Source organism: Pseudomonas syringae (genome assembly GCF_021606685.1).
In the GTDB taxonomy this organism is placed as follows: Bacteria; Pseudomonadota; Gammaproteobacteria; order Pseudomonadales; family Pseudomonadaceae; genus Aquipseudomonas; species Aquipseudomonas syringae_R.
In genome coordinates, this window is record NZ_WKCB01000006.1 from 61,565 (window position 1) to 73,343 (window position 11,779).

An 11,779-nucleotide genomic window follows, 5' to 3' on the forward strand; every position below is an offset into this window, starting at 1 on the left:
GGCTCAGCCCTTGGTGGAGAACCGATAGCCGGTGCCGCGCACGGTTTGTACCAGATTCTCGTAGGCGTCGCCCAAGGCTTTGCGCAGGCGGCGGATGTGCACGTCAACGGTGCGCTCCTCCACATACACGTTGCCACCCCAAACCTGGTCCAGCAACTGGCCACGGGTGTAGGCGCGCTCCTGGTGGGTCATGAAGAATTGCAGCAGGCGGTATTCGGTCGGGCCCATCTCGGCCGGCTTGCCGTCGATGGTCACGCGGTGGCTGATCGGGTCCAGCAGCAGGCCGCCGACTTCGATCGGTGCTTCGCCATCGGTGGGGCCGGCGCGGCGCAGTACAGCTTTCAGGCGCGCTACCAGTTCCCGTGGGGAAAAGGGCTTGGTGATGTAGTCATCGGCACCCACTTCCAGGCCCTGGATCTTGTTGTCCTCTTCGCCTTTGGCGGTCAGCATGATGATCGGGATATCCCCGGTCAGCTCATCGCGCTTGAGACGGCGGGCCAGTTCGATGCCGGAGGTGCCGGGCAGCATCCAGTCCAACAGGATCAGGTCCGGCTTGCGGTCGACGATAATGGCATGGGCCTGCTGGGAGTTTTCAGCCTCCAGGCAGTCGTAGCCGGCCATTTCCAACGCAACGGCGATCATCTCGCGGATGGGCGCTTCGTCGTCAACAATCAGAATGCTCCTGCCAACCATGCTCAAAAATCCTCTTGTCATTTAACTGTCTTGCGCCGCATTAGATAACGGAATTATTGCAGTCGTGTGACAGTAATTTAGTCGCTCGGGCAATTCGCGGCACTCTGGGCTACGCTTTGGGTCCGAATCCTGACAACCACAAAAGGAAGGTTCAGATGACTTACAGCACGATTTCCTGGAAAGCCCTGCTGGTCAGCGCAGCGCTGGCCCTGCCGGGCCTGGCGTTTGCGGCGGAGCCGGCGATGACCAACGACGGGATGCTGGTGGACCACAAAGGGCTGACCCTTTACACCTTCGACAAGGATGCTGACGGCAAATCCGTGTGCAAGGACCAATGCGCGACCAACTGGCCGCCGCTGAAGGCGGATTCCACCGACAAATCGACCGGCGACTGGACGGTCATCACCCGTGACGACCAGACCAGCCAATGGGCCTACAAAGGCAAGCCGGTGTATACCTACAAAGATGACAAGAAGGCCGGTGACAAGACCGGTGACGGCAAGGGCGGGGCGTGGCATGTGATCAAGCCCTGATTCGCGCTTGGGCCCCAATTGTGGCGAGCGGGCTTGCCCGCGTTGGGCTGCGAAGCAGCCCTAAAACCCGACAACTCGGTGTTAACTGATGTAGCGCGGCGGCTCTGAGAGGGGCCGCTTCGCGCCCCAACGCGGGCAAGCCCGCTCGCCACAACAAGCCTGCTTGCCGCAGCCAGCCTGGTCACGGTTAGCGGTTAACGAAACGCGTAGTCCGCCACAATCCCCAAAAATATCGCCAAACCCGCCCAGTGGTTATGCAGGAACGCCTTGAAGCACTTCATGCGGTCCTTGTCTCGTGTGTACCAGAACTCCCAGGCAAAACAGGCCGCCGCCGCCAGCAGCCCGAGGTGGAACCAGCCGCCCAACTCGAACCGAGCGCCCGCCAGCAACAGGCACAGCAGCGCCAGGCCCTGCAGGGTCAGGATGATCACGCGGTCGGCATCGCCGAACAGGATGGCGGTGGATTTCACGCCGATCTTCAAATCGTCGTCGCGGTCGGTCATCGCGTAATACGTGTCATAACCCACCGTCCACAGCAGGTTGGCGATATACAACAGCCACGCCGCAGCGGGCAGGCTGCCGGTTTCGGCGGTGAACGCCATCGGCATGCCCCACGAAAACGCCGCGCCCAATACCACCTGGGGGTAATAGGTGTAGCGCTTCATGAACGGGTAGCTTGCCGCCAGCGCCAGGCCGCCCAGGGACAGCAGGATGGTGGTTGCGTTGGTCAGCAGCACCAGCAGGAAACTGATGCCCATCAGCAGTGCAAAAAATACCAGCGCCTCTTTGGAGCTGATCTTGCCGCTGACCAACGGGCGTTGCTCGGTGCGCTTCACGTGGCCATCGACCTTGCGGTCGGCCCAGTCGTTGATCACGCAGCCGCCGGCACGGGTCAGCACCACGCCCAGCACAAAAATCACGATATTGATAAAGGACGGCGAGCCGTTGCCGGCGATCCACAGTGCCCACAGCGTCGGCCACAGCAGCAGGTAGATGCCGATGGGCTTGTCCATGCGGGTCAGCTGAATGAAATCCCAGGCCCTGGGGTTCAGGCGGTTCAGGGATTTGAGCAGACGTTGATACATCAGCGGTTCTCCGGATGGTCATGCAGGGCATGCCAGAAGCTCGGCAAGAAAATCTCCGCCACCAGCACACTCAGTGCGCCGCGGTCGAAGCGCGAACGGCGCGCCCACAGGCCGTCGACCTGGTCCGCCGTGGGCAGCCATTGCTGTGGATAACGGCACACCTCGATCGCCTGGCGGGCAAACGCGTGGTCGCAGAACAGCAATTCACCCAGGGAGCGGCTGCCCAATGCGTCCATCTGCAAGCCGTCGCCCTGCAAGGCACTGCGCGCCGCCACGCTGCGGGCAAACACCCAGGGTTGGCCATGCCCGCGCAAATACACTTCGCGCACCCAGCCGATACTGGCCGGGGCGAGGCCCAAGGCGGCGCATTCGTCCTCGCGCAGTGGCTGCCAGCCTTCGAACAGCGGCGTCACGCTGAAACCGTCATTGGACAGCCACGTCAGCCGTCGCGTCAGCGAGCCTTCGTCGAACAGCCAGTTGCGGGTCAAGGGCGCGGGCAATGGGCTCAGAAGGCTCTGGGTCAGCCATTGGCAAGCGTCGGGAGGGGCGATTGAGTGCGGCACGGTGCGTCAGTATTGGCAGCAAAAGAGGCGGCGAGCTTACCATGGCGTCCTGATCTTTTGCCGTGACGAACCAGCCCCACGCGTCGATCGTGCTTGCATCTGCCGGCCCCGATCAGTACAAAACGCCCTGAGCCGCGCGGCAACGTTGGTCTATCGACCGCCGGCCAAGATGCCTGGACCCTGAGGAAGCACGTGATGAAGAAGTGGCAATGTATTGTCTGTGGCCTGATCTACAACGAAGCCGACGGCTGGCCGGATGACGGAATCCTGCCGGGCACCCGCTGGGAAGACGTCCCGCAAGACTGGCTGTGCCCGGATTGCGGCGTGGGCAAGATGGATTTCGAAATGATCGAAATCGGTTAATTATTGTTTTCAGAACCGTATTACAAGGAGAAAGGAATGAACGCACCTGTCGTGATCATCGGCACAGGGTTGGCCGGGTACAACGTGGCCCGGGAGTTTCGCAAGCTCGACAGCGAAACCCCGTTGCTGCTGATCACTGCGGATGACGGGCGTTCCTACTCCAAACCCATGCTCTCCACCGGCTTTGGCAAGAACAAGGACGCCGATGGCCTGAGCATGGCCGAACCCGGCGCCATGGCCGAGCAACTCAAGGCCGAGGTGCGCACCCACACCCGCGTCAGCGGCATCGACCCCGGCCACAAGCGCCTGTGGATCGGCGAGGAAGCGGTGGCCTACCGTGACTTGATCCTGGCCTGGGGCGCCGAGACGGTACGCGTACCGGTCGAGGGGGATGCGGCTGAGCTGGTGTTTCCGATCAACGACCTCGAAGACTACGCACGCTTTCGCACCGCCGCTGAGGGCAAGCGCCGCGTGTTGGTGCTGGGCGTGGGCCTGATCGGCTGCGAATTCGCCAACGACCTGATCCTGGGCGGTTACGACATCGACCTGGTGGCGCCGTGCGAGCAAGTCATGCCGACCCTGCTGCACCCGGCTGCCGCCGCAGCGGTGCAAGCCGGGCTGGAAGGCCTTGGCGCGCGTTTCCACATGGGCCCGGTGCTCACTCGCCTGCAGCGCAGCGCTGACGGCCTGGAAGCGCACCTGTCGGACGGTGAAGTGGTGCACTGCGACCTGGTGGTCTCGGCCATCGGCCTGCGCCCGCGTGTCGACCTGGCCGCCGCCGCTGGCCTGCAGATCAACCGCGGGGTCATGGTGGACCGCCACCTCAAGACCTCCCACGCCAATATCTACGCGCTGGGCGACTGCGCCGAGGTCGATGGCCTCAACCTGCTCTACGTGATGCCGCTGATGAGCTGCGCCCGCGCCCTGGCGCAGACGCTGGCCGGCAACGCCACGGCCGTCAGCTACGGCCCGATGCCGGTAACAGTAAAAACCCCGGTCTGCCCGCTGGTGGTATCGCCACCGCCACGCGGTACCGAAGGCGTCTGGAGCGTTGAAGGCCAAGGCGCCGACATCAAGGCCCTGTGCCGCGACGCCAGTGGCTGCCTGCTGGGTTATGCGCTGACCGGGACCGCCGTCATGGAGAAACTGGCCCTCAACAAAGAACTTCCGCCACTGCTGGCGTAAATACCGGTCGTTCTGTCGGAATAACCCTGTTTTTGGCCCGAGAAAGGTCGCCGCGAGACTGGCGGAGCGTGCGAGGGCATGCCATCCTCACTCCCGTCTGCCGCAGAGTAGAGCCTGCGGCGCCTTGGGCGCTGCTCCGTCAGAGAGCAGCACGGACATAACAACAAAAAACCGTCAAAGAGGCTTCACTTATGCGTAAACCAGAACTCGCAGCCGCTATCGCTGAAAAAGCCGATCTCACCAAAGAACAGGCCAACCGCGTCCTCAACGCCGTTCTCGAAGAAATCACCGGCGCCCTGCACCGCAAGGACAGCGTCACCCTGGTCGGCTTCGGGACCTTCCTGCAACGCCACCGCGGCGCCCGCACCGGCAAGAACCCACAAACCGGCGAGCCAGTGAAAATCAAGGCGAGCAACACCGTTGCGTTCAAGCCGGGCAAGTCGCTCAAAGACAGCGTCAACCCGTAATAGCGGTACCGTCTGAAGGGAGGCGGGGCGGTAAAAAAGATGGGCACGCCGACTGGGTCGGGTGCCCATTTTTTGTTGGGTTTACATGAGTTCAATGACTCAATGACGTATAGATCCTGACCAACTGCTCTGTGTACTTTTTACTGTTGGGTATGCGTATACCTTTCAGGTAAACGTCCAGATGGTCAGGGTCGTTTTCGAGGAAAAACAACTCAAGCAGGTAGAGGATCAGGAAGTTCTTATAAAAGGGCAGGGTTTTGACTATTTTGTCTTCATCCTGGTTGCCTTCTTGCTCGTGAGCGGTCGACTTGAGTGCCGACAGCTTGGCGCTTACAAAGGGCACGAGACCGACTTTTCCGTGCTCGATAACCTGTTCCAGTGCCTGGATATCCAGCTTGGCGACGTTGATTTTATTGGCGTCGTGCTGGAAAAGAATGTCCGAGGGCAGGGTTTCGTTGATGTCGAGATTCAACTGCTCCTGAACCGTGAGCAACACGGCCTGATAGCGGTCGCTGCCAACGAATGCTTTAACATCGTCGAGATTTACCATGTGTCGATACCCGTGATTATTTTGGAAAGATCATATCCGGTGAAGGATCTGCGGCCTCATGGTCCCAAGGGGTCAGCGCATCAAGGTTTTTCGAGTCATGCACGCCTGTACCGCCCGTACGCTGGGGTATATCACGGTGGTGCAATTCCATCGAAACCACTCTCTCCTCAACCGCGCCCGTCTTGCGGTTGACGACTTCCACTTTCATTTGCGGAGCCAAGCCGTCTTTCATGCGGGCCAGGTTATTTTTGAATAGAGCGACGCGTTGCTTGTGGCTTCTTCCTTCCAGAATTTTTTGCGTGCAGTGCTCCAGCAGGACCAGCCCCGTTTCCCGGTCCAGTTACTGTCCCTGAAACCGTAGGTGCTGCACTTCAATGTAATAAGCCTCGCGCACCTCCTCGACGGTGTTGCCCCACACCCGATAGGTTGCGCGCCAGACGTTATGTCCGTCCGCTTCGGTCAGTTGCTCCGGCAGGCCGTTTAGGTCGTTGTGGTAGTAGCGAATTTTCTGCAGTGATCCGGTACCGTCGACGCGAGCCAACGGTTCGTAGCCTTCATCTTGATAAACGTAAAGGCTGGTCTGACTGTGCTTGTGCTCCTGCAACAGACGCAGGCCATCCCAGGTAAACCGGGTTTCACCTAGCGGATAGCCATCACTGCCATGCTCGGTTTTTTCAACCCGTCGCCCCAGCGGGTCGTAGGTCATCCTGACCACGCTGCCGTTTTCATTGCGTACTTCAATCAGCCGGCTTTCAGCGTCATACGCAAACCGCTGCACACCGCGCTTGGCGCTGCGTTTTTCGATCATCCGGCCAAATGCGTCGTAGCGGTAACGCTTGTCCTGATAAGTCAGCAGTTTGTTATGCACTACCAGCCCCGCGCCGGGTTGTGGGCTGTCCAGCAGGTTGGCGGCGGCGTTGTACTCAAACTGCTTTTGCGCGCGCTGGCATCAGCGATTGCTGAGCCGTAAGACGCCGTTGGTGTGGGTGCGTGCGCATCACTCGGCACCTTCCTGCAACGGCGCCAGCAAACTGCATAAACGTGAGCAACACTGTTGCGCTCAAGTCGCTCAAGGACAGCGTCAACCCGAATGGGTGGTACCGTGTCGAGGGAGGCGGAGACTAAAAAAGATGGGCTCGCCGAGTGCGTCGGGCGCCCATCTTTTGTGAGTGCGGCAATCAGTGACTTTTTTTCTTCTCATCCAAATAAAAGTTTAGATATTTTTTTGGCCTCTCTTGAAAAGCCCGCGCCTTACCAAAGCTATAGGCCTCGTCAAAGTGTTTATATGCCTCGGCACTCCTCCCAAGTTCCAGGAGAACCATTCCGACGTTAATCAACGGACCGGTATCAATGTCCGATTCACGACCCTCAAGAGTCTTTTGTGCCCAAGGCTCAGCTGCTTTGAAGTCGCCGTTGTCGAAGTGAAGGTTGAAAATCGACCCTGTAACCCATGATGATAAGGGCGTCCATTCGAGCTTCGGCTCAGGAAGTAAATCCCATGCTTTTTGGTACAGAGCTTGAGCTGCTGTTTTTTTGTTTTTATCATCTAGATCATTGCCTGACGTCATGACTGCCATGATTTCGTCTGCCAGTGATGGATCCTCGTCTGCCAAATTTTTCATACAATAATCCTTACTAGTATTTAGGCTTTTCCGCCGGGCCGATAAAGTCACCGGGGTCCTTGTATCTGTCTGTCAGCAGTGCGCCTTTTGATCGGTTGTGGGAATAATATTCCAGTTCGTAGTTGTCAGGGTCGCGCATCCAACCCCGCACTTCTTTGGTTTTAGCTCCGTGATAACCGCCTTTGCTGTTCCAATATTTAACAGCATCGGTTTTGTGTGCCATATCCGCATCTTTGATCGAGTACCATTTTTTGTCGGTGCTTTGGAACCGCATGTTTTTTCCTGAGCCTATTATTTTTCCTTCGGCTCTCATTCGAGCAATTACCGCTTTCCCTGTACGGCTGCCTTTACCTGGCGTTCTACCCACTGAGTTCAGGCGGCACGACAATCCGAGTGGGTCTATCCAGCCGAATGGGTTGAGCGCATAGGCATAGAAATTCAATCCTCCGTTTAAACCAATCGGATCCGGCGTAGTAAACCGCCCCACATCCGGATCATAAAACCTGAACGTATTGAAATGCAGCCCCGTTTCCCGGTCTAGGTACTGTCCCTGAAACCGTAGGTTCTGCTCTTCAATGTAATAAGCCTCGCGCACCTCCTCGACGGTGTTGCCCCACACCCGATAGGTTGCGCGCCAGACGTTATGTCCGTCCGCTTCGGTCAGTTGCTCCGGCAGGCCGTTTAGGTCGTTGTGGTAGTAGCGAATTTTCTGCAGTGATCCGGTACCGTCGACGCGAGCCAACGGTTCGTAGCCTTCATCTTGATAAACGTAAAGGCTGGTCTGACTGTGCTTGTGCTCCTGCAACAGACGCAGGCCATCCCAGGTAAACCGGGTTTCACCTAGCGGATAGCCATCACTGCCATGCTCGGTTTTTTCAACCCGTCGCCCCAGCGGGTCGTAGGTCATCCTGACCACGCTGCCGTTTTCATTGCGTACTTCAATCAGCCGGCTTTCAGCGTCATACGCAAACCGCTGCACACCGCGCTTGGCGCTGCGTTTTTCGATCATCCGGCCAAACGCGTCGTAGCGGTAACGCTTGTCCTGATAAGTCAGCAGTTTGTTATGCACTACCAGCCCCGCGCCGGGTTGTGGGCTGTCCAGCAGGTTGGCGGCGGCGTCGTAGGCGAAGGTTTCGCGTTGGCCGTGCAGGCTGTCCTGGCTGGCGATGATGCGGCCGGTGGCGTCGTAGTGCAGCAGTTGGCGATGTTGCGCAGCGGGTTGCTGGTCGAGCTTGCCGATCAGGTTGTCGGCGGGGTCGTACTCGAATTGTTTTTGCGCGGCTGCCGGCATCAGCGATGGCTGACCCGCAAGGCGCCGTTGGCGCGAGCGCAGGCGACCACTGCGGTCGTACTCGCTGCGGGTGCTGAGCTGGCCCTGGGTGCGCAGCACTTCGCGGTGCAGGCGGTCGCGTTCGAAGTCGCTGATCACCTGGCCGTCGAGGTTTATCTGGTGCAGATGGCCGCTGCCGTAGTACAGGCGATTGAGCCAGCGGCCGTCGGACAGTTGGGTCTGGATCAGGTTGCCGAGTTCGTCGTAATGGTGGTTCAGGTTTCCCGCTGCGCTTTGTTCGCACAGCAGTTGGCCGAGGGCGTCGTAGGCGAAGCCAAGGGACTGGGCGTTGCCTTGCAGGTCGGTGAAGGTGACGGCCGTGAGTTGATCGACCGCATCGTAGCTGTAGTCGGTGCGGCCATCGTCGGTGGTTTTGGCAACCAACCTGCCGACCGCATCGCGTTCCAGTCGATGAACGATGGGCGCGGGCGGCGCCTCGGGGACGACCGCCAAGCCATTGCCATACGGCGCCGCAACGGCAGTCACCTTTGTGATGTTGTCGAGCGCGTCATAGTCGTAGCGCTTGGCGCTGCCGTCGAGGTCTTGCTGTTCGGTCAGCCGATCCCCGGCATCCCACGCAAACCTATAGCGTTCGCCGTTCTCGTTGACCAGCGCCAGCAGCCGCCCGTAGCTGTCGTAGCCGAACTGCACCTGCCGTCCATGGGCGTCGGTTCGCTGGCGCACCTGGCCGCGCCGGTTGTGCTGATAGAGCGTGGTGTGCCCGGCCGGGTCGGTATAGCCCACCAGCTGCCCGCTGACGTCCCGCTGGAAGTGTTCGGTGCGGCCGTCCGGCAATTGGCTGCTGAGCAAGCGTCCCTGGGCGTCGTAGCTGAACTGTGTGCGTTCACCGAGGGCGTCGGTGATGACCTGCAGATAACCGCGCTCGTCGTAGCTGAAGCGCGTCGGGTAACCCGAACAGTCGGTATGTTCAACCAACTGCCCGAACGGGTTCCAGCGTAGCTTTTTGCTTTTACCGGTAGCGTCGATGATCTCCACGGGTTGGCCGTGATCGTCGTAGCGGTAGCGGGTGACGTTACCCAGTGGGTCAGTCTCGGCGATGCAATTGCCGCGCGGGTCGTAGCGATACTGCCAGCTGTTGTCGGCCGCGTCGGTTTCCGCCAGGGGCAGGGCCCAATGTTCCAGCCACAAGGTCGAATCGCTGCGGCCCAAGGGGTCGCTCTCGCTGATAAGATTGCCGGACTCATCGTAGCTATATTCGTAGCGCCCGCCCTGCGGGTTGGTGGCGCTGAGCAGTTGGCGTTCCTCGTTCCACTCGAACAGCCAGGTCTGGCCAAGGTTATCGCTGTACTGAATGATCTGGTACTGAGTGTTCCAGTGCCGAGTGCTGACGCGTTGCAAACCATCGGTGATGCGCGTGAGGCCGGCCTGCAAGTCGTAGTCGAACTGGTAAGCGTCGCCCTCATCGGTCCAGTGGCGCACCACACGCCATTCCATACCTTCAACCAACGCCCACTCATAGCCACAGCGCAACCCGGTCGGCAGCTGATGCTCCACCATTCGGCGCCCGGCGTCGTAGGCGAAACGCCGCTGCACCTGGCCGGTGGCATCACGCACTTCAGCCAGGCTGCCCGCAGCGTCGTAGCCATAGCTGACGAGCACTTCACGGCGGTGGTCGGGGTAGAGGCGCTCAATGCGGGTTACGTGGCCCCGATCGCGGATCAGCTCAACCTGTACCAGGTCGAAGGTATCGCGCAGCCGCGCCAGGCAATCCATGGCGTCATAGTCGAGGTAGATGCGGTTGTCGTTGCGATCACCCAGTTGGCTCAAGCGAAGCCGTGACGCATTGGCCGGCGTAGGTTCGAACAGACGGTACAGGCCGTCATCGCTCTCGATCAACAACTGCCCATTGAGGTGGCGCCGCACCGCGAGCCCTTCACCCGCGCTGAACAACGCACCGCCCAAGGGGATCGAACCCATATCGATCGGTCGGCCCTGCTCATCGGTGTAGACCAGCGTTTCACCGCCATCAGGATGGGGCAGGATGTCGACGCACACTTCATAGGCCACGCTCCAGCCTTTGCCGAACAGGCTCCCCGGTCGTTCGTCACGGCTGTTATAGAAGCGTTGCCATTCAATCGCGAGGATGCCGGGCAGCACAAAGTCCAGCTCGTCGACATCACCCAGCACCTTGGCCCCAGTCGCTGCATGCACGGGGTTCGACGAGCCCATCGCCGCGTTGGCCATCGCGCCCATCGCACTGCTGATGGCCATCGAGGTCGCGCCGCCAATCAGCATGCACGGCAGCTTGCTGAAAAATTTGCCTTTGCCGCCCTTGAGCATCAACAGCGCTGTCACCGCCAGGCCCACGCCCGGCGTTTTGCCGCTGCGAATCTCGCGTACTACCACCGAGCCGCCGCCAATGGTCACATTGGATGAGATCAACCCGGACGACACCACGGTTGCATCGCAGGTGCTGCGATCACCGCTGCGCACCGCTGGCTGACCATTGATCGTGACCTTATCCGATCCTTCAGCCAGGAACTGCGGCGGCATCGGCGGATGCTTCATGCACACAACCAGGTCCAGCGGCTTGGGCACGGCGCCAGGCGCCGGTGTAGCAACCGTGGGGCGCCACATCTGTGAGAAAAAGCTCTCGGCCATATCCAGATAACTGTCTTCTGGCGCGGGCTCTTCCAGTTCGGTACCGGCCGGCGCTACATGGGAGCTGATTGCCCCGGCGGCGCGGGCGGCGGGGATGTTGTTGGTCAGCGTGTCGGTAGAGCCGGTGAGAATGTTGGCCTGCACCGTGGGCGGAAAGAGGGCGTTGCTAAAGCTATCGCATAAATTCGTTAAACCTTTGTCTGCTCCGGTCTTGCTCATGGCCAGGCCGACAATCGTGCCCACCACCGCGCCCAGCAGGAAGCAGCCGAGGCCGCCGGTAGCGACGGTAATCCCGGTAGCCGCGACCACAGCAGCGGTCGCCACCGCCGTGATCGCGATATTGGCCGCCACCTCCAGCACCCCGCCGAGGATGTCCGCCATCATTGAAGTGTGGGACAGCGCATCGCCCATCCGAGCGGCCCAGAGTGCGTCAGACACGGGGTGTCATACCCATAAGACTTTCCATAGTCAGCCAATCGTTCTTCAGTAAGGCATGCTCATCAATGCGGTTCTGAGGCGTTTGATCAGCCGGGGGTCCTCAAGGCAGTCGGCAGGTCGCACGTTGTCCAGGGCAGGCACTTTGTGGTCGATCCACCACAACCCTTCCTTTAGCCCTCGCTTGCCACGCAGCACCACGGCCAGGTCGAGATCACCGCCCAGGGCTTTCGCAAGGGTGTGCGCGTCGTCGTCCAGATAGTCCTCTCGGTACAGCGCTACCGTGCTTTGCCAATCGGCATCGCCGGGGTATTCGTCTTCAAGTGGCATG

The 11,779-nt window shown here is 60.0% G+C and carries 12 protein-coding genes and 1 pseudogene; 4 read left to right on the forward strand and 9 right to left on the reverse strand.

Annotation, left to right across the window (positions count from 1 at the left end):
• Positions 1 to 3: 3 nt before the first annotated feature.
• Positions 4 to 693 carry a phosphate regulon transcriptional regulator PhoB gene (phoB, locus tag GIW02_RS04140; RefSeq protein WP_003176964.1) on the reverse strand — a complete coding sequence of 230 codons (690 nt, stop codon included), beginning with the start codon at positions 691 to 693 and terminating at the stop codon, positions 4 to 6.
• Between the two features lie 155 nt (positions 694 to 848).
• Here phoB and GIW02_RS04145 point away from each other — a divergent pair, with 155 nt between their 5' ends.
• Positions 849 to 1,226, forward strand: coding sequence for a COG4315 family predicted lipoprotein (locus GIW02_RS04145; protein ID WP_236410456.1), 378 nt, complete (start codon positions 849 to 851; stop codon positions 1,224 to 1,226).
• 194 nt (positions 1,227 to 1,420) lie between these two features.
• Here GIW02_RS04145 and ubiA read toward each other — a convergent pair whose 3' ends face one another.
• Both ubiA and GIW02_RS04155 read right to left on the reverse strand, forming a co-directional pair.
• On the reverse strand, positions 1,421 to 2,311 hold the full coding sequence (gene ubiA / locus GIW02_RS04150) for a 4-hydroxybenzoate octaprenyltransferase (RefSeq protein ID WP_236410455.1): 891 nt from the start codon (positions 2,309 to 2,311) through the stop codon (positions 1,421 to 1,423).
• Positions 2,311 to 2,874, reverse strand: a complete 564-nt coding sequence (locus tag GIW02_RS04155; protein WP_236410454.1) for a chorismate lyase — start codon at positions 2,872 to 2,874, stop codon at positions 2,311 to 2,313. Before GIW02_RS04155 ends, ubiA begins: the two co-directional genes overlap by 1 nt.
• Before the next feature lie 195 nt (positions 2,875 to 3,069).
• Here GIW02_RS04155 and GIW02_RS04160 point away from each other — a divergent pair, with 195 nt between their 5' ends.
• The 3 genes from GIW02_RS04160 to GIW02_RS04170 all read left to right on the forward strand — a co-directional run bounded on the left by GIW02_RS04160 (position 3,070) and on the right by GIW02_RS04170 (position 4,889).
• Positions 3,070 to 3,237 (forward strand): rubredoxin, encoded by a 168-nt coding sequence (locus GIW02_RS04160; RefSeq protein WP_236410453.1) that lies wholly within the window; start codon positions 3,070 to 3,072, stop codon positions 3,235 to 3,237.
• A 36-nt stretch (positions 3,238 to 3,273) separates the two neighbouring features.
• Positions 3,274 to 4,422 (forward strand): FAD-dependent oxidoreductase, encoded by a 1,149-nt coding sequence (locus GIW02_RS04165; RefSeq protein WP_236410452.1) that lies wholly within the window; start codon positions 3,274 to 3,276, stop codon positions 4,420 to 4,422.
• Between the two features lie 191 nt (positions 4,423 to 4,613).
• Positions 4,614 to 4,889, forward strand: coding sequence for an HU family DNA-binding protein (locus GIW02_RS04170; protein WP_003213368.1), 276 nt, complete (start codon positions 4,614 to 4,616; stop codon positions 4,887 to 4,889).
• Between the two features lie 91 nt (positions 4,890 to 4,980).
• Here GIW02_RS04170 and GIW02_RS04175 read toward each other — a convergent pair whose 3' ends face one another.
• The 6 genes and pseudogenes from GIW02_RS04175 to GIW02_RS04200 form a co-directional block, all read right to left on the reverse strand.
• A complete protein-coding gene (locus tag GIW02_RS04175) occupies positions 4,981 to 5,439 on the reverse strand; it encodes a hypothetical protein (protein WP_236410451.1) in 459 nt (152 codons plus the stop codon).
• A gap of 16 nt (positions 5,440 to 5,455) precedes the next feature.
• Entirely contained in the window at positions 5,456 to 5,671 is a 216-nt protein-coding gene (locus tag GIW02_RS04180) for a hypothetical protein (protein WP_236410450.1), read from the reverse strand.
• A gap of 111 nt (positions 5,672 to 5,782) precedes the next feature.
• Positions 5,783 to 6,367, reverse strand: a pseudogene (locus GIW02_RS04185) (RHS domain-containing protein); the annotation flags it as partial.
• Positions 6,368 to 6,617: 250 nt separating this feature from the next.
• Positions 6,618 to 7,061 carry a tetratricopeptide repeat protein gene (locus GIW02_RS04190; RefSeq protein ID WP_236410449.1) on the reverse strand — a complete coding sequence of 148 codons (444 nt, stop codon included), beginning with the start codon at positions 7,059 to 7,061 and terminating at the stop codon, positions 6,618 to 6,620.
• Positions 7,062 to 7,074: 13 nt separating this feature from the next.
• Positions 7,075 to 11,451 (reverse strand): RHS repeat-associated core domain-containing protein, encoded by a 4,377-nt coding sequence (locus tag GIW02_RS04195; protein WP_236421780.1) that lies wholly within the window; start codon positions 11,449 to 11,451, stop codon positions 7,075 to 7,077.
• A gap of 45 nt (positions 11,452 to 11,496) precedes the next feature.
• Positions 11,497 to 11,778 (reverse strand): hypothetical protein, encoded by a 282-nt coding sequence (locus tag GIW02_RS04200; protein WP_236410447.1) that lies wholly within the window; start codon positions 11,776 to 11,778, stop codon positions 11,497 to 11,499.
• Position 11,779: the final 1 nt, after the last annotated feature.